12 protein-coding genes and 1 tRNA gene are annotated in these 18,796 nt (G+C 33.8%); 6 read left to right on the top strand and 7 right to left on the bottom strand.

Translation table 11 applies throughout. The annotated features are described in order from the left end of the window. Positions 1 to 339: 339 nt before the first annotated feature. Complete coding sequence (locus ACFWV9_RS05685; protein WP_411894267.1) at positions 340 to 519, top strand: MerR family transcriptional regulator; 180 nt, start codon at positions 340 to 342, stop codon at positions 517 to 519. 123 nt (positions 520 to 642) lie between these two features. Here ACFWV9_RS05685 and ACFWV9_RS05680 read toward each other — a convergent pair. Further along, positions 643 to 715 (bottom strand) — tRNA-Gln (locus ACFWV9_RS05680). 155 nt (positions 716 to 870) lie between these two features. Between ACFWV9_RS05680 and ACFWV9_RS05675 the strand changes: the two genes are divergently transcribed. After that, positions 871 to 4,272, top strand: coding sequence for a DUF2723 domain-containing protein (locus tag ACFWV9_RS05675; RefSeq protein ID WP_411894266.1), 3,402 nt, complete (start codon positions 871 to 873; stop codon positions 4,270 to 4,272). Between the two features lie 5 nt (positions 4,273 to 4,277). Beyond that, positions 4,278 to 4,919: a polysaccharide deacetylase family protein gene (locus ACFWV9_RS05670; protein ID WP_411894265.1), complete on the top strand. Its 642-nt coding sequence runs from the start codon at positions 4,278 to 4,280 to the stop codon at positions 4,917 to 4,919. Here ACFWV9_RS05670 and ACFWV9_RS05665 read toward each other — a convergent pair. The 5 genes from ACFWV9_RS05665 to ACFWV9_RS05645 form a co-directional block, all read right to left on the bottom strand. Continuing rightward, the gene (locus ACFWV9_RS05665; RefSeq protein ID WP_411894264.1) at positions 4,916 to 5,212 is read right to left on the bottom strand and encodes a thioredoxin family protein; all 297 of its coding nucleotides are present in this window, start codon (positions 5,210 to 5,212) and stop codon (positions 4,916 to 4,918) included. The genes ACFWV9_RS05670 and ACFWV9_RS05665 overlap by 4 nt on opposite strands. A 106-nt stretch (positions 5,213 to 5,318) precedes the next feature. Continuing rightward, positions 5,319 to 6,563: a metallophosphoesterase gene (locus ACFWV9_RS05660; protein WP_411894263.1), complete on the bottom strand. Its 1,245-nt coding sequence runs from the start codon at positions 6,561 to 6,563 to the stop codon at positions 5,319 to 5,321. A 43-nt stretch (positions 6,564 to 6,606) separates the two neighbouring features. After that, positions 6,607 to 9,093 (bottom strand): beta-mannosidase, encoded by a 2,487-nt coding sequence (locus ACFWV9_RS05655; protein ID WP_411894262.1) that lies wholly within the window; start codon positions 9,091 to 9,093, stop codon positions 6,607 to 6,609. After that, entirely contained in the window at positions 9,083 to 9,772 is a 690-nt protein-coding gene (locus ACFWV9_RS05650) for a copper homeostasis protein CutC (RefSeq protein WP_411894261.1), read from the bottom strand. The genes ACFWV9_RS05655 and ACFWV9_RS05650 overlap by 11 nt, the downstream gene beginning before the upstream one ends. Before the next feature lies 1 nt (position 9,773). Beyond that, positions 9,774 to 12,056 carry a beta-N-acetylhexosaminidase gene (locus ACFWV9_RS05645; RefSeq protein ID WP_411894260.1) on the bottom strand — a complete coding sequence of 761 codons (2,283 nt, stop codon included), beginning with the start codon at positions 12,054 to 12,056 and terminating at the stop codon, positions 9,774 to 9,776. Between the two features lie 39 nt (positions 12,057 to 12,095). On the opposite strand from ACFWV9_RS05645, the gene ACFWV9_RS05640 reads away from it, so the two are divergent. From ACFWV9_RS05640 to ACFWV9_RS05630, 3 genes are read left to right on the top strand one after another with little or no spacing between them, the layout of a single operon-like run. Further along, positions 12,096 to 15,050 carry a GH92 family glycosyl hydrolase gene (locus tag ACFWV9_RS05640; protein ID WP_411894259.1) on the top strand — a complete coding sequence of 985 codons (2,955 nt, stop codon included), beginning with the start codon at positions 12,096 to 12,098 and terminating at the stop codon, positions 15,048 to 15,050. 15 nt (positions 15,051 to 15,065) lie between these two features. After that, entirely contained in the window at positions 15,066 to 16,373 is a 1,308-nt protein-coding gene (locus ACFWV9_RS05635) for a sugar MFS transporter (RefSeq protein ID WP_411894258.1), read from the top strand. After that, positions 16,370 to 17,374, top strand: coding sequence for an isoaspartyl peptidase/L-asparaginase (locus ACFWV9_RS05630; RefSeq protein ID WP_411894257.1), 1,005 nt, complete (start codon positions 16,370 to 16,372; stop codon positions 17,372 to 17,374). The genes ACFWV9_RS05635 and ACFWV9_RS05630 overlap by 4 nt, the downstream gene beginning before the upstream one ends. Here the strand turns inward: ACFWV9_RS05630 and ACFWV9_RS05625 are convergent. Continuing rightward, entirely contained in the window at positions 17,371 to 18,783 is a 1,413-nt protein-coding gene (locus tag ACFWV9_RS05625) for an aldehyde dehydrogenase family protein (RefSeq protein ID WP_411894256.1), read from the bottom strand. The genes ACFWV9_RS05630 and ACFWV9_RS05625 overlap by 4 nt on opposite strands. Positions 18,784 to 18,796: the final 13 nt, after the last annotated feature.

The raw sequence follows: 18,796 nt of genomic DNA, 5'->3' as shown, positions 1-18,796 counted from the left end.
CACTACTTCCTTGGTTTGGTTTTGTTATTTATTAAATAAATATCCCAGTATTAGTAAACCCTGGGCATTAATTTATCTAGGTAAGTATTCGTAATTTTTAGGAATAAGTAAAGTGAATTATTGAAGTTTTTTCATTTTTCCATGAAATGACCTTGTTTATGTCATTTTTTTTCGGTTTGTTTGATTTGAGACCTTGAATCATCATTGTATATTTTGTTGATTTTGAAGGCATGCGTTTTAAAAATGTTTATCTAGTCGGGAGTTCAGACCAGTTAGTACCAAGATTGGCTAGGTAACATTAAAGCACATAAGAAACTGGCGCAAACACACCGTGAAATCATGAATACATCAATCATGACTTCCAGAGATGTTATGGCACTGCTCCAAATAAGTGAAAACACATTATTGAAGTATGAGCGCATTGGAATTATTAAAGTTGACTTTAGACTTGGTAATAGGAAGCGTTACTATTGGAGTAGCATCGAAAAATCTCTGATTAGGCTTAGCAAAAGACGTTAAGATCAAAAAAGGACCCAGTTGGGTCCTTTTTTGATAATTCATTAAATTACTACGTATTTTACTACGCTAAAAAATAAACCCTTCCAGAACACTTGATTCTAAAAGGGTTTTTAATTTTACTTGTTGGCCTACTAGGGCTCGAACCTAGACTCTTCTGGACCAAAACCAGACGTGTTGCCAGTTACACCATAGGCCAATCTCTCAAAATGAGGATGCAAATTTATAACAAAGATTCACTTAGGCAAAAAAAAACTAAAAAAATAATTTAAATTACTTAACGTTAACTTAAAAACTTATGCTGTATTGTAATTATTAGTAAATTCGCCAGCATCATAAAGGACGCTTTTTTTCATGGGAGATTTTAACTTTAAGAAGTGGAATACAATTTTAAGTTGGTTTGTATTTGCTATAGCTTTAGTTGTGTATGCACTTACTGTTGAACCAACAGTAAGTTTTTGGGATGCTGGTGAATATATTTTAACCTCATCCAAATTACAAGTTGGGCATCCGCCAGGAGCACCGTTATTTCAGATGATGGGTGCTTTCTTCTCGTCCTTTGCGCTAGAACCATCTCAAATAGGTATGCTATTAAATATGATGAGTGCGGTTGCAAGTGCATTTACCATACTCTTCATGTTTTGGACCATAAGTATATTATTGGTTAAACTGGTTAAGTATAAAAAAGACTCAAGCAAAAACAAAGGTATCGCTATACTAGGTAGTGCTTTAGTAGGTAGTTTAGCATTTACGTTTACTGACTCTTTTTGGTTTAATGCTGTTGAAACCGAAGTTTATGCAATGGCAACCTTAATAATGGCGGTAATGTTTTATCTAGCCTTACGCTGGGAACAAGACATGCATAAACCTAGAGGTAACCGCTGGCTTATCTTAATTGCATTTGTAATTGGATTGTCTTTTGGTGTTCACTTTATGGGTTTATTGACTATACCTGCAATTGGACTTATCTATTATTTTAAGAACTATAAAACCATAACAGTTAAGAACTTTATTTTGGCCAATATTATTTCTGCCGCTATTTTATTGTTCATATTTAAATTATTGTTGCCATCTACGCTGAAGCTCTTCGGATATCTCGAAGTGTTCTTTGTGAATTCAATTGGATTACCATTTAATTCCGGAACCATCATTACTGGTCTTCTTGTTATTGCCTTGTTTTATTATGGCCTTAATTATACCCGAAAAAAGGATATGATCCATGCCAATACATTGGTACTATGTCTTATGTTTATTTTTATTGGATTTTCATCATGGATGATGCTACCAATCAGAGCTAATGCAAATGTTATCATCAATGAAAATGATCCATCAGATGCTAGAGAACTTTTAGCCTATTATAACCTAGAACAATATCCTGAAACACACCTTTTTTATGGCCCACAGTTTACGGAAATATATTCTGGTCAAGATGAAAATGAACCATTTGTTGACGATAAGAAAAACTATGAGCGTGATGAAGAAAAAGGGGAATACATAATTATTAATGATTGGGAAAAAAGTAAACAAAATTATAATCACGAACATGCTTCCATTTTACCAAGAATGTGGAGTAGCGAACATGCTGAGAATTATATGATGTTCACAGGCTTGATTGATTTTAAAGTAGACCCAACAATTCAAACACGTGCATATAACGAAGCGATGAATGCTGGTATACCAGAAGAACAATCAAGTCAGTATGCATTACAAGAAAAACGGAGAGTCGATAAAATTGTTAATGATTTTAGAATGCGAGTTGCCCAAGGAGAAATAGATTATGAAGGTTATGACAAGTTTCTAAGATCCTACGCACAACGTTATCTTATTGTAGAAAAACCTTCGTTTATTGACAACTTAGCCTATATGCTCCAATATCAATTTGGATACATGTATTGGCGATATTTTATGTGGAATTTCACTGGAAGACAGAATGACATTCAAGGTAAATTTGACGATTTTAATGGGAATTGGATTTCTGGCGTAAAACTCATTGACGAATTACATCTCGGAATGTCCCAAGATAATCTGCCTACCGATGTGTTAGAAAACAAAGCAAGAAACACGTATTATTTCTTGCCATTTTTATTAGGGTTAATAGGTTTCTTTTTCTTGCTCAACACAGATAAAAATAGATTTTGGGTGCTATTAGTATTCTTTCTATTAACAGGAGTAGCCATTCAATTTTATACTAATGTCAGACCATTTGAACCTCGTGAACGCGACTATTCTGTCGTAGGTTCTTTCTATGTTTTTGCAATTTGGATAGGTTTTGGAGTATATGCTTTATACGATTTATTAAAAGATAATATTAAGTCTAAATTGTTAGCACCAGCCATATCTCTTGCGTGCTTAATAATTGTACCTGGTTTATTGTTAGCAAATAATTGGGATGACCATGATAGATCTGGAAAATATACAGCCAATGCCATGGCAAGAAAATACTTGGAGTCTTGTGCACCTAACTCCATTTTATTTACCATTGGTGATAACGATTCTTTTCCATTATGGTATTTGCAAGAAATTGAAGGTGTACGCACAGATGTAAGGGTTGTTAATACAAGTTTGTTTCAAACAGACTGGTACATTGACCAAATGAAGCGTAAAGCCTACGATAGTGATCCTATACCTTCACAACTTACACACGAGCAATATAGAGCAGGTACTAGAGATGTAATTATCTACAGAGAAATAAGTGAAAGAATAGCAAATGACACTTTGGACATAAAACGATTTATGGACTTTGTTTCAAGTGAAAAACCAAACACTAAACTTAAATTTGTTATCGAAAGTATGGGTGAAGACCCAAGACAATATCCTAAACATCTACTTAATTCTAATTATTTCCCTACGAGAAATATTAGTATTCCAGTAAATAAAGAAGAAGTAATTAAAAATGGCGTTGTTAAAGCCAAAGATGCGGATAAAATAGTTGATAATATGTATACAAGAATTGGAGGTGGATACATTTATAAAAACCGATTATTGATGTTAGATATTATTGCAAACAATAATTGGGAGCGCCCTATTTATTTTACTGGAGGCGCTTTTGGTGATGAGGACTATATTTGGTTAAAGGATTACCTACAACTAGATGGTATGTGCTATAAACTTGTACCTATAAGAACTCCAGTAGACAGAGCAAACCCATACGATATGGGTCGTGTTGATGCGGAGTTAATGTATGAGAAGGTTAAAAATTGGAATTGGGGCGGAAGTGGCGAAGATATATACCATGACATTGAAACACGCCGAAATGGAATTACCTACAGAGGTAATATGGCAAGATTACTAGAGCAATTGATCAATGATGATGAATTAGAAAAGGCTGAAGAGATTGCTGACTTGGCTATGGAAAAAATGCCTGTAGATAAATTTGGTTTCTACTCATTGTTAGAACCATATATAAGTGCATATTATGAAATTGGTAGTGAGGAAAAAGGAAGGAAATTATTCAATGATGTTGCTAGGAAATTCCAAGAAAACTTAATCTTTTTAAGTGGTTTATCACTTGAGAATCAAGAGAAATACATTGAAGAGATTTATACAGATATTCAACGCTACCGTGCATTAGTTGATGTTTTAGTTGTTTATGATCAAGAATTTGCATTAGAAGAAACGAAAAAATTCAATGGGTATCTGAGATTATATGACGCACTATTGGGCCCAGCGTTGCAGGACACTGAACCAAGAAACGATTTAGACATCGATGATTTGTTAGAGGATAGCTCGACAACTATTACTCCAGAAGAAGAATAAAAATTATGCAAATTATTCCAGCCAAAACTCCGGGATTTGTAAAAACACTTTTTCCCAATTTGGTCTGGAATATTCCAACACAAAAAAAGGAGCTTTACCTTACTTTTGATGATGGTCCAACTCCAAAAATTACAAATTGGGTGTTAGAGAGATTATCTCATTACAATGCCAATGCCACATTTTTTTGTATTGGAAATAATATTAAAGAAAACCCTGAACTAATTTCAAAAATTATTGAAGGTGGTCACACCATTGGTAATCATACTTATAATCATTTAAAAGGCTGGAAACACAAAACTAAATTTTATATCGAAGATGTTCGGAAGACTGAAGAATTAATAAATTCATTTGATGTAATTAGCAAAACAAAATTATTTAGACCGCCTTACGGAAAGTTCAAAGCCAATCAAAGCAAAAAAATCCAAGCATTAGGATATAAAATAATTATGTGGGATGTATTGTCTTATGATTGGGATAACTCAATAAGGCAAGAAGATTGTTTGAACAATATCATTTCTTCAGCTAAGGAAGGCAGTATAATAGTAATGCATGATAGTATTAAAGCTTCCAAGAATTTAAAATTTGCACTACCTAAAGTTTTAGAACATTATACGGAGAAAGGGTACAAATTTAAAGCGCTTACTTAGATATATTCTTGAATAATTTCTATCAACGCATCTGCATCTTGTTCACCACTATGGCGCCATTTCATTTCACCGTTTTTATAAATAATTAATGTTGGTAAACCTTTAACTCTTAGTGCCTCAGCTAACTCTTTATTTTTATCAACATCAATTTTAATGACTTTAGCTTTATCGCCAAGGGCTGCCGCTACATCTCTCAAGATTGGATGCATGGCAATGGACTCTTCATTCCATTCAGTGTAGAAGTCTAATAGAACCGGAATTTCGACATCTATTAATTCTCCAAATTTTGACATACGTTATAGTTTTAGTCAAACGAGTTATACAAACCTACATAAAATTCTCGTAGAAAATCGCAGTACGTTTATTATGAGCTATATAAAAATAAACAATTGTTTACAATTATGCTTCTTTTTCGCCTTTTTTAAGCTCTATCACAGTTATTTCTGGCCATATCCCAACACGTCCTGGAAAAGCTAAATAACCAAATCCTCGATTCACATTTATGTACTGTCCTAATTCTTCATAAACACCTGCCCAATATTTATAACGCCATTTTACCGGACTCCACTTAAACCAACCTGGAATTTCGATACCAAACTGCATTCCGTGTGTATGACCACTTAAAGTTAAATGATAATGATAATCATCATTGATTACTTGTTGCTCCCAATGACTAGGGTCATGACTCAATAATATTTTAAAGTCTTCTTTATGTACATCACTAGACGCTTTTTTAAGATCACCTGCTTTTTTAAAACCACCCTTACCCCAATTTTCAACACCAATTACTGCAATACGTTCACCATCTTTTTCAATGAACCTGTTTTCATTAAGGAGCAAATCAAAGCCTATTTCTTTTTGTAAAGTTTTTAAATCTTCAAGGTTTTGTTTTTTCTCATCGTCAGAATCCCATCGTACGTAATCACCATAATCATGATTTCCCAATATGGAATATAGCCCGTCTTTTGCATTCAGTTTTTTAAATATATCTACAAAAGGTGTCATTTCTTCAGCTTTATTATTAACCATGTCTCCTGTAAATAAAATAACATCACTTTGTTGTTCATTTATTAAATCAATAGCATACTCTACCTTTTTTACATTATCAAAACTACCAGAATGTACATCACTAATTTGCGTTAACCTATAGCCATCAAAAGCTTCGGGTAAATCCTTAAAATGAAGAGTGTATTTTAAAACTTTAAAATTATATTTCCCCTTGTACATACCATAGAGTATTGAAGCAAATGGAATCGCTGCCAAACCAAGACCAATTTGACTAATAAATTTTCGGCGAGATGGGAAATGCCTCATTTGGTTACCACTAGCACTATCATCTTGCATAAAATAACTGTAAATACCCTGTGGTACTCTAAATACATCTTCAGTAAACATTATTGCAATTAAAATGAGTTTAGGCACTACTAACGCAATTAAAAATCCAACAGCAAAAGCATTAGTCTGTGAAAATCCATTGCTACGATTAAACCCATAAAACTGAAAAATGAAATTCCCAATTACCGCAATAGTAAAGACCCAATACAATGCATACCACCAATTACTCTTTGTAACCGTTTTTAATGTTTGAAATGCATAGTAATCAGCAATCCCGATAATGACAATAAAGATTATCCAACGAATCATAATAAAATTTTTAACTCTCAAAATTAAGCATCTCATTTTTCACTTATCTTATGAATTTGTTAAAGCTTGTTATTTTGAGATCATCGATGGTTTTAAGATCCTTTAATCTCTTATCATCAGATTTAAAGTATACCCATCTGCGTTGTCCAGGATATAAATCGAAGAAATTTTCATGAAACCAACCATCATACCTTGTGGACAGAAATACATCTTTATGAAATGTATCTGACCAGATGATAATTTTAATACCATTATCCATTTTGACAAACTGAGTTTGAAAATTACTCTCTTTTAATCTTATATCTTTTGGTTTTACAAAAAAATAATGCTCACTATATGTATCAAATCTCGCATCAAAATAAATTTCCTCTTTGGGATAATTTATATCCGATAAAGGTAATTGGTATTTAATTTTGCTAGAATTAGCCTCAACAACTACTTCTCTTGAATCTTTCCATATAATGTTATCATTAAAATCTTTAATCGACACCCATATTTTGTCTTTAATATCCTCCAAATTATCATTGACCACATAAACATTTAAAGTGTCATTTTTAATATGTGAACTAACGAGTATATTTTTATAGTCGTGCACCAGTTTATATTGCATGGCTTTCCAATTCCCAAAATAATCTATACTACTCCAGGAAACTACTGGCCAACAGTCATTAAGTTGCCAATATAAAGTTCCCATATTATAGGGTTTAGCCCTTCTCTGAGCCCTTATTCCCATTGACATTCCCCTAGCTTGTAACAACTGACTCATATATACATAATCTTCAGGATTGTTAGGTATTGGAAAGTCGCGCTTCATATATTCTTCTATGAGTTGAAAACCTCTTGGGTGTTTTTGATGATTTAAAAACGCCTCAGAATCAATAAAAACAGAGTCCTGTTGGTTTATATATCGAATGGTTTCATAACTTGGAAATGACTGAAAACCAAACTCACTCATGAATCGAGGTACGTTGACCTCTAGATGTTCAAATGGATATGCATCATGCCAAATCCACCAGTCATGAGCATCACCTTCTGTTTTATATTTTGGGTTACCACGACCATATTTTGGTGATGATTCCCAATAATCCGTTTCTGATAATTTAGAAATCGCATTTGGTAATATGGAATCAAAAACCTTAAGATAATTTGTCCATATTTTATCCTTTTCGGCTTCACTTCGTCCTTCTTGCCATCCCCATCGATGCCATGCTTCCGAATTTTCATTGTTGCCACACCATAAGGCTATGGAAGCATGATTTCTTAGTCGGATAACTTGTTGTTCTGCCTCAACCTTTACATTATTTAAAAAATCCTCATCTCCAGGATACATAGCACAGGCAAACATAAAATCTTGCCAAACCAGAATCCCTTTTTCATCACATAAGTCGTAAAACATATCATCCTCATAGATGCCACCACCCCATACTCTAAGCATATTCATGTTAGAATAGACAACATCATGTAATAACTTCTCGTAATGAGACTTAGTTACCTTATTTTGAAAGCTATGTTGTGGTATATAATTGGCACCTTTTGCATAAACCGGTACACCATTGACCTTAAAGTAAAATGATTGACCAATACTATCATTCTCGGCTACTAAATCAATGGTTCTTACACCATGTTTTACCGAAATACTGTCTAAAATTTTCCGTCCTTCTTTAACTACGACCTTAACATCATACAAATAAGGATCACCGAGATTGTGTGGCCACCAAAGTTCTGGATTTTTTATCTCAAAAGGAATGTGTTGAGGACTATATTGTAAATCGTATTCCTTAACTGTAACTAATGAATCGTTTACAAATAATTCGAATGAATAGCCTTCGATGTTACTATAAGCTAAATCCAGCTCAAAATTCAATTTGGCAACAGAATCATTTTGCTCTAATTGATGTATATAACCATCTTTAATTCTTAAGTTATTACTTGAAATCAATTTAATAGGTTTCCATATACCACTAGTATTTAGTACTGGTCCCCAATCCCAACCATATTGAAATTGTGCTTTTCGAGTAAATATTCGGTCTCCTGCAGGTAATTCATATGGTAATTTTGACTTGGCTTTTTCTTCATATTTAGATGTATTTTCAAAAACTAATCGCAATTTATTATTAGATTTTAGAATAGGTTTAACATCAACTTCCCAAGATCTAAAAGCATTATTTGCTTTTAGAATAAGGCTATCGTTTAAGTATACTTTTGCATAGGTGTCTAAGCCTTCAAAATTGAAATCAAAGTGATTTCTATCAAGCATTTCTTCATCTAAACTAAATGTTGTAAGATATTCCCAGTCATTTTCAGAAACCCATTGCACATCCTTCTCATTGTCGCCAATAAATGGATCTTCTATAAGTTGGTTATCTAATAAATCAGAAAATACATTTCCTGGCACTTTTGCGCTACGCCAAACCGTATCTTGGACTTGTTTGAATTGCCAATTACTATTAAATTCTAAAGTAATTGGAACATCATGATTTGGCCCACAACTAAAACTAAAAATGATTAAAAATAGAATACTATATCGCATTTAAAATAGCTTTTATTTTATAAGGATCAGACACAGTCTGTGGTGATGAAAACATTGTTTCTTTTTGCTCAACAATTACTGAAGCAGATGCATGAATTTCCTTAAATCCTTGAGTTTTAAAATACATGGCATTCTTGGCATTAATTCCACTACCCGGTATAATCAGTATTCTGCCTTTTGATAATTTATTAAGCTCTCCTAAGAGTTCAATACCTTTTATAGCAATTTCTTTTTGGCCAGAAGTTAGAACGCGTTGAACACCTAAATCAATCAATTGTTCTAGTGCTTTTTTTGGATCTATAACCTCATCAAAAGCACGATGAAAAGTGAATGGCAATGGTTTTGATAATTCAATGAGTGTTTGGGTTCTTTTAATATCTATAGATTTATCTTCATTAAGTATTCCCGACACTATTCCATCACAGCCCAGTTTTTTACATATTTTAATATCTTGTTTCATTGTCTTAAACTCATCATCTGAATACTCAAAGTTTCCAGATCTGGGTCTAATCAATACATAAACTGGAATTTTTAAATCCTCATTTATTTGTTTTATTAAACCATAAGATGGTGTAATGCCTCCAACCGATAACTCGTTACATAATTCAATACGATGTGCTCCGGCCTCTTGAGCATTTTTTGCCGAATGGTATGAGTTGGCACAGATTTCTAGAAGCATATCAGTTTACAATTATTTCATCAATAAATGTCCAAGCTTTGTTACCAGCGCCTTGTTTACCAACTGGTATTTCACCATAGTTCTTTATAACAATGTCAATCCTTTTTACTTTAGTAGATTCCATTTTGTATGAAAAGTCCACTAATAAATCAGTCTTATTTTTGATCAGTTTTATATCATTTATAGTTTTCCCGTCTGAAAGCATAAAACTAAAACCTATTTCTTCAGGCGCATAAATCCATTGCCCATTTCCATTGTGAAAACGTGTTTCAATGGAATTGATTTCTATTTCTTCTGCCAAATCGATCGTAATCTCAATATCTTCTCCCCAAAAGCCTAACCATTCTTTATCGCCATAGCGAGAGTCACTTCCACTTATTCCATTTATTAAACCTTCTACTCCACTACCAGAATACGCTTTATGTGGGCTTTTGTCAATAGTGATTTTTGCTCCAATAGCTTTATGATAATTGATGTTTTGAGTAAAGGTTTTACCAAGTTTAGCATCACCATCAAAAACCTGAGATTTTAATGTTAAAGATGACGAAATAGGGATTTTATCATTATAGATGGTTGAATTTAAATTGGGTTCTGTACCATCTATTGTAAATCTGATCGCCTTATTTTTAGAAAGTGTCTTTAGTTCATAAAGAGAGGCTTCATTCTCTATTATCATTTTACCCTCAATTTCATATAAGTGATTAGCATAATTGATTTTTAATGCTTCTAATCGTTTATGAAAGTATTCTACACGAGATGCAAAATCCTCATAGTTTTTCTGTTGAGGATTAGACCAGACCACCTCGCTCATAGCAAATATCCTTGGAAAAGCCATGTACTCAACTTGATCTTGAGTTGGCATATACTCTGTCCAGATATTACCTTGGGCTCCGACTACATATTTTGATTCTTTTTTGGTTAACTCTTCAGGAATAGGATTAAAATTATATACCTTTTCTAATGGCAAAAACCCACCAATCGCCAGAGGTTCATCATCATTTTCGGACTGGTAATAATCAAAATAACAATGTGATGTTGGTGTCATTACCACACTATGTCCAGCCTTTGCGGCCTCAACACCACCATTAGTTCCTCGCCAAGACATTACTGTTGCATTAGGTGCTAAACCACCTTCTAATATTTCATCCCACCCAATAATTTGTCGTCCTTTAGAATTCAGATACTTTTCCATTCTGGTGATAAAATAGTTCTGTAATTCGTGCTCATCTTTTAGATCTTCTGTTTTAATCCTAGCTTGACATTGACTACAATCTTTCCATCGTGTTTTAGGAGCTTCGTCTCCACCTATGTGAATGTATTTACTTGGGAATAGTTCTAAAACCTCATCCATTACATTTTCTAAAAAGGTAAACGTTTCATCCTTTGTACAATAAATCTCTTCAAAAACACCCCATTTCTGAGCCACTTCAACCTGCTTTCCTGTACAACCCAAATCAGGATATGCTGCCAATACGGCTTGGCTATGGCCTGGCATTTCTATTTCTGGAATGATAGTAATAAATCTATCTTGTGCATAAGCAACAATTTCCTTTACTTCCTCTTGAGTATAAAATCCACCATATTTTTTACCATCAAATTGATGTGGTTGGTCGCTATAATGCCCAACTAAGGTTTGGTCTCTATAAGCTGCAACTTCTTGTAATTTTGGATACTTTTTAATTTCAATTCGCCACCCTTGATCTTCGGTTAAATGCCAATGGAAAGTATTCATTTTCAACATGGCCAAAGCATCTATATATTTTTTAATAAAGTCAACCGAATACATGTGTCTACCAACATCTAAATGCATGCCTCTATACGAGAATCGAGGTTCATCTTTTATAGAAACAGCCTTAATTTTAATTTCATCATCTTTAAAGCTACTGTTTTCAAAACTCGTTGGTAGGAGTTGCCTTAAGGTTTGTAAAGCATAGAATGCTCCATTATCTGTACTTGCTTCAATCCTTATATTCGATTTTGAAATTTGTAGATTATAAGCCTCAGCACCTAAAGAATCATTCTTAAAAAATTGAATATCCTCTCCTTCTTTAAGACTAATTCCGCTTCCTGTTTTAATGAAGGAATTAAAAAAATTGGTGCTGACTGGGAATTGATTATTCGAGTTAAACCCTGTATTACTATTTAAAGTAAAATACGTATCAGTAATTTCAATTGTATTTGGAATTGGTATAATCGAAACCTTGTAATCTTCTGTTGGCTGATTTTGACAACCTGAAATTAAAATGAATAAAATGAAATTACGAGCAAAGGTCTTGAAATGCATTTTAGTATATTAGATGCATTAAATTTAGCAATCTTTTTGATGAAGTTTAAACTACTCTCTGTTTTAATCGTTCTTGCTTTACTTTTAAGCTGTAACGAATCATCTAAAATTCTTGAAGCCCAAAAAGATAAACCTTTAATTAACTATGTAAATACCTTTATTGGGACTGGTGGTCATGGTCATACATATCCTGGTGCAACACTACCCTATGGAATGATGCAATTGAGCCCTGATACACGCTTAGAAGGATGGGATGGTTGCTCGGGTTATCATTATACTGATAGCTTTATTTATGGATTTTCTCATACCCATTTAAGTGGTACAGGAATAAGTGATTATGGTGATGTTTTGTTAATGCCTACAAATAAAGTTCAATTTAATAATGGTGCTAACGGTAAAGAAGGGTATCGTGCTCATTTTTCTCACGAAAATGAAAATGCAGAGCCAGGATATTACAAAGTGCATTTAGATTCTACAAATATTGATGTAGAACTGACCGTTTCCTTGCGAAGTGGCATCCATAAATATCAATATCCTTCAAGTGAAAATCAGTATGTCGTTTTAGATTTACAACATCGAGATAAAGTCTTAGACTATAAAATTAATAAGTTTAATGACTATGAATTAAGTGGTTATAGACATTCATCTGCTTGGGCAAAAGATCAGCGTTTATTTTATCATATCAGGTTTTCACACCCAATTAAAGATATCGTCTATGAGGATGGAGAAGGTGTTGCACTATCTAAAAATTTTAAGTTTAAAAGTAAGAAAGCGGTTTTACTTTTTGAAAATCCTAACAATGAGCCTTTGTATACCAAAGTTGGAATTTCTGCAGTTGATGAAAATGGCGCAAAGGAAAATATGACTGCCGAAATTGGTTCAAAATCTTTTGAGGAAGTAAAAAAAGACGCACAAGACTACTGGGAGAAACAACTTGAAAAAATTATCATTGAAAGTGATAACATAGACTATAAAACAAATTTCTATACTGCATTGTATCATACTATGATTGCACCTAATCGCTATCAAGATGTTGATGGACGCTATAGAGGTATGGATTTAGAAATTCATCATGCAGATTTTGATTACTATACCGTATTCTCACTTTGGGACACCTATAGAGCGGCACATCCATTATATACTATTATTGAGCAAGATCGGACCAATCACTTTATAAATACGTTTTTGGCAAAGTATGATGAAGGCGGTATTATGCCAATGTGGGATTTGGCAGGTAATTACACAGATTGCATGATAGGTTATCATTCTGTTCCCGTTGTGGCAGATGCATACCTTAAAGGCATTAGAGATTATGACACTGAAAAGGCCTTTGAAGCCATGAAGCATTCAGCCACTCGTGACAAATTTGGGTTAGAGGCTTATAAAAAATATGGATTTATTCCAGTAGATGAAGAAAGTGAATCGGTTTCTAAAACTTTGGAATATTCATATGATGACTGGACTATTGCCCAAATGGCAAAAGCAATGGGTAAAGACGAGGATTATAAAACCTATATTCAACGTGCACAGTATTATAAAAATGTCTTTGATCCAGAGAGTAAATTTATGAGAGGTCGATTTAGAAATACTTGGTTTGCACCTTTCGATCCGTATGAAGTCAACTTTAATTATACTGAAGCTAATTCTTGGCAATACAGTTTTTATGTACCACAGGATATATCTGGCTTTATCAATCTCTTAGGTGGTAAGAAAAATCTAGAAGAACAACTTGATGAGTTATTTAACGCAAAATCAGAAACATCGGGTCGTGATCAATCTGATATTACTGGATTAATTGGTCAATATGCACATGGTAATGAACCAAGTCATCACATGGCTTACCTCTATAATTTTGTAAACAAACCACATAAAACTCAAGAGAAAGTACATCAAATACTCACAGAGCTATATAAAAACGATCCTGATGGCGTTTCTGGCAATGAAGATTGTGGACAAATGAGTGCATGGTATGTACTAAGTTCTATGGGTTTTTATCCTGTTACACCAGGAAGTAACTACTATATCATCGGAACACCTTTGTTTGATAAAACCACAATAAATCAAGAAAATGGTAAAAGCCTTAATATAGTTGCAAACAACTTGAGTGATACTAATATTTATGTAGAATATGTAAGACTAAATGGAAAGGATTTAGATGTCACTTTTTTAAAGCATGATGACATTATTGCTGGTGGTACTATAGAATTTTCAATGACTGACAATCCTGCGGTTTGGGGAAGTATAGATGGAAGTGAACCAAAAACTGAAATCAAAGACCATATCATTCTACCATCACCATATATTGAAAAAGGTGACATTACCTTCAGAGGATCTACAGAAGTAGTACTGAATACATCTGAAGACAATGCAAAAATCTATTATGCGTTGGATAATGAAGACTTTAAACTTTATAACAAAGCATTCACCATTACAAGAGATACTGAAGTCAAATTATATTCAGAAAAAGGTGACCTAAAAAGTCCTGTTTTAACCACACCATTTTACAAGATAGATCCAAATCTTAGCATTACCCTAGAAAGCGAATATGCCAATCAATATTCAGCTGGAGGAAACGATGCACTAATAGATGGTATTAGAAGTACTAAAAATTACAGAACCGGCAGCTGGCAAGGCTATTGGAATACTGATGTCATTGCCACAGTAGATTTAGGAAGTCAGAAAACAATTGAAAACGTTTCAATAAACTTTTTAAGAGATCAAGGTGCATGGATATTTCATCCTACAAAAGTTACTTGTTTAGTTTCAGCTGATGGTCTAAACTTTCAAACATTTGCAGGTGGGAGTATAAGAATTGAAGCTACAACAGAGAATAGTGATATTGAAATAATTACTACAAAATTTAATATTCCGTCAAAGAAATACAGATATGTCAAAGTCATTGCCAATAAACTAGGTAATTTACCACAATGGCATATTGGCCATCCTATGGATGGTAAAAGCTGGATTTTTATTGATGAAATATCTATTAAATGATTAAACTAACTAACAATGAATCAAACTAAATCGTATCGCTCATCATTTATTCTATTAACTACATTGTTCTTTTTATGGGGTTTTATTACAGTTCTAGTAGACTCTCTGATTCCTAGGCTAAGAGAACTTTTTACACTAACCTATTTCCAAGCAGGTATGGTACAGTTTGCATTTTTTGGCGCCTATTTCTTGTTATCTATTCCTGCAAGTTATATCCTGTCAAAAATTGGTTATAAACGTGGTATTATCTTAGGGCTATTCACCATGGCTTTAGGATGCTTGTTATTTTATCCTGCTGCATCTTATCGTGTCTTCGGAATATTTATGTTGGCTTACTTTATTCTAGCCGGTGGAATGACCATTTTGCAAGTGGCTGCTAATCCTTATGTTGCCGTTTTAGGATCAGAAGAAGGTGCATCAAGCCGATTAAATTTATCACAAGCATTTAATTCCTTAGGTACTGCTATTGCACCTGCAGTTGGTGCACTTTTTATTTTAAGCGATACCATTAAAACTAAAGAAGAAATTGCATCACTTTCTGAATCGGCAAAAGAAACTTATTTGGCTACAGAAGCTTCTGCAGTACAAAATCCATTCCTTGGACTGGCTGTTTTCATTTTATTAATTGCTGGAATATTCTTTTTTGCGAAACTTCCTAAGTTAATAAGTGAAACTTCTACAGGAACTTATGCTGAAGCCTTTAAACAAAAAAACTTGATGCTTGGTGTATTGGGTATTTTCTTTTATGTAGGTGCTGAAGTTGCCATTGGCAGTTATCTCGTTAACTACTTCTTAGACATGAATCTTGTTGAGGTTATAAAAGAACATGGATTTATGACTACAATTGCCGAAGGAATTTTGAATTCTGGATTAGCAGAAAATGACAATAAGGCAATTGTTGGTGTTTTTGTGACATTCTATTGGTCTGGCGCCATGATAGGCCGTTTTGTAGGTTCTTACTTAACAAGAATAATGAAACCAGGCAAGGTGTTAGGCATTTTTGCAACCTTAGCTATTTCACTCATTATTATATCAATAAGCACAACTGGCTTGGTAAGTATGTGGAGTATTTTGGCAGTAGGATTGTTTAATTCAATAATGTTCCCTACAATATTTACCTTGGCCATTGATGGTATTGGCGAGCTTAAACCAAAAGCATCTGGACTATTGTGCACTGCTATTGTTGGTGGTGCGATAATACCTCCTTTGTATGGAAATTTTGTAGATAATGTTGGATTTAAAACAGCCCTAATGTTTATCATCATATGCTATGCTTATATATTATGGTATGGTTATAAAAATTCTAAAAAAGAGACAGCATGAATCGAAGAAAATTTATAAAAAATGCCTCATTAACTGGAGCAGGATTAGCAGTTGGCTCAACACTTATTCATTGTGCTGAAGCAACTTCTAAAAACGAGGAAAATACAGCAGTTGTTGATACAAAGAATAATTTACCATTAGTCATTGCTACTTGGCATGTAGAAAATGCTACTACCAAAGCCATGGAAGTATTGGAGGCTGGTGGAAATGCTCTTGATGCTGTGGAACAAGGCTGTATGGTAGAAGAAGCCAATGAAAAAGGACAATCCGTAGGTAAAGGCGGATTACCTGACAGAGATGGCAATGTTACTCTAGACGCCTGTATTATGGATAAAAATGGTAACTGTGGTGCCGTGGTCTATTTAAAAGATATTACACATGCCGTTTCAGTGGCTAGAAAAGTAATGGAAGATACACCTCACGTTATGCTTGCAGGTGAAGGTGCAAAACAATTTGCAATTTCAAAGGGATTTGAACCTGAAGACCTATTAACCGAAGCTTCTAAAAAAGCTTGGGAAGAATGGAAGGTAAAAAGTGAGTATAAACCCATTATCAATATTGAAAACCACGATACCATTGGAATGCTTGCGATTGACAATAATGGGGATATTTCTGGTGCATGTACAACAAGTGGTTTGGCTTATAAATTGGCTGGACGTGTTGGAGATTCGCCAATTATAGGTTCTGGATTATTTGTAGATAATGAAGTTGGAGGTTGTGTTGCTACTGGCCTAGGAGAAGAAGTTGTAAAAACAGTTGGTAGCTTTTTAGTGGTTGAATTAATGCGCCAAGGAAAAACACCGCAAGAAGCTTGTGAGGAAGCCATAAGTAGAATTGTGAAAAAACCAAACAGTAATTACAAAGCCTTTCAAGTAGGCTATATTGCTGTTAACAAAAAAGGCGAAACAGGAAGCTTCTCCATACATCAATGGTTTAGTATGACGAAGTTTCAAAATGGAGTTAATGAACAAATACAATCAGACTACTTCAACAAAGCTTAAAACCACTTAATAGTAAGCTTTGCTATTTTTTCCTTAAAACTTGTATATGGTGGAAACAAAAATTCTGTAGCACCAAAAAAGTGCTGTTTTACAACTGCACGTTCATTACTGAAAGCCTTAAAACCAAAAAAACCATGGCTTTTTCCAATACCACTATTGTTTGTGCCTCCAAATGGTAGGTTGTGATTGGCATAGTGTATTACATTATTGTTTATGCAAGTACCACCAGCTCTAGTATTACTTATAACTTTTTTGATATTAGTTTTACTTTTACTGTAAACATATAATGCCAGTGGTCGTTCTTTTGAATTCACAAAATCTATAGCTTCTTCCAGTTTTTTATAAGAGATAATCGGCATAATAGGACCAAATATTTCCTCATTAAGCAAGGATGCTTCTTTATCTAAATCAGTAACTATTGTTGGTGCAATAAATTTACTTGCCTTATCATGTTCTCCTCCAGCGACAATATTTGCATTCAATGATTTCGCATTCTCCAAGTACGACAATAACCGGTCAAAATGTTTGGGAGTTACAATTCTTGCATAAGATTCAGACTGTTTAGGTTCATTTGAATAAAAATGTTTAATCCATGTTTTACATGAGTTTATAAATTCTTCTTTAACACCCTCTTCTATTAATATATAGTCTGGTGATACACAAATTTGTCCTGCATTCAAAAATTTGCCCCATACAATCTTCTTGGTAGCTTTTTTAATATTTGCGGTTTTATCAATTATGGTTGGTGACTTACCTCCCAGTTCTAATGTAACTGAAGCGAGATGATTAGCTGCAGCAGTCATTACTATTTTTCCAACATTAGGTGAACCGGTAAAGAATATATGATTAAATGGTAGTTTTAATAAAGCTGTTGAGACTTCAACTTCACCTTCTACTAATGCAACCTCATCTTCATCGAACAAATCTTTTATTATGGTGGCCATTAAAGCAGAGGAATGTGGTGTCATCTCCGAAGGCTTTATAACCACGGTATTTCCAGCTGCTATAGAAGAAATCAATGGCCCGAAGGTTAAATTAAAGGGGAAATTCCACGGTGAAATAATCAAACATACCCCTTTAGGCTCATAAATATAATACGAACTAGATCCTAACATGGACAAAGGTGTTTCAACCTTTTGCTTTCGCATCCATTTATGTAAATGCTTCTTTACATACTTAATATCACCAATAATCTGATACACTTCTGACAGTTCAGACTCTACCTTTGGTTTACCTAAATCTTTATTCAAGGCATCATTTATCTCCTCTCGATAAGTGAATTCTATCGCTCGTTGAAGTGCATTTAACTTCTTAATTCTCTGATTATAAGATGTTTGCGCAACTTTATATTGATTCTCTTTTTGCCTATTAAATAGCTTAAGGTATGAGTTTTGCGTATTTTGTGTCATTTTTTATCCTTAA

This window comes from Winogradskyella sp. A2 (assembly GCF_046762865.1).
Taxonomy (GTDB): Bacteria; Bacteroidota; Bacteroidia; order Flavobacteriales; family Flavobacteriaceae; genus Winogradskyella.
Note: the sequence above shows the minus strand (reverse complement) of the source record. Positions and strands in the feature narration are given on the sequence as shown.

Bases quoted from the DNA above. Each gene is read 5' to 3' on its own strand.
- ACFWV9_RS05660 (WP_411894263.1), bottom strand. From the start codon at position 6,563: ATGATTCGTTGGATAATCTTTATTGTCATTATCGGGATTGCTGATTAC.
- ACFWV9_RS05670 (WP_411894265.1), top strand. From the start codon at position 4,278: ATGCAAATTATTCCAGCCAAAACTCCGGGATTTGTAAAAACACTTTTT.
- ACFWV9_RS05645 (WP_411894260.1), bottom strand. From the start codon at position 12,056: ATGCATTTCAAGACCTTTGCTCGTAATTTCATTTTATTCATTTTAATT.
- ACFWV9_RS05655 (WP_411894262.1), bottom strand. From the start codon at position 9,093: ATGCGATATAGTATTCTATTTTTAATCATTTTTAGTTTTAGTTGTGGG.
- ACFWV9_RS05650 (WP_411894261.1), bottom strand. From the start codon at position 9,772: ATGCTTCTAGAAATCTGTGCCAACTCATACCATTCGGCAAAAAATGCT.
- ACFWV9_RS05675 (WP_411894266.1), top strand. From the start codon at position 871: ATGGGAGATTTTAACTTTAAGAAGTGGAATACAATTTTAAGTTGGTTT.
- ACFWV9_RS05635 (WP_411894258.1), top strand. From the start codon at position 15,066: ATGAATCAAACTAAATCGTATCGCTCATCATTTATTCTATTAACTACA.
- ACFWV9_RS05625 (WP_411894256.1), bottom strand. From the start codon at position 18,783: ATGACACAAAATACGCAAAACTCATACCTTAAGCTATTTAATAGGCAA.
- ACFWV9_RS05640 (WP_411894259.1), top strand. From the start codon at position 12,096: ATGAAGTTTAAACTACTCTCTGTTTTAATCGTTCTTGCTTTACTTTTA.
- ACFWV9_RS05630 (WP_411894257.1), top strand. From the start codon at position 16,370: ATGAATCGAAGAAAATTTATAAAAAATGCCTCATTAACTGGAGCAGGA.
- ACFWV9_RS05685 (WP_411894267.1), top strand. From the start codon at position 340: ATGAATACATCAATCATGACTTCCAGAGATGTTATGGCACTGCTCCAA.
- ACFWV9_RS05665 (WP_411894264.1), bottom strand. From the start codon at position 5,212: ATGTCAAAATTTGGAGAATTAATAGATGTCGAAATTCCGGTTCTATTA.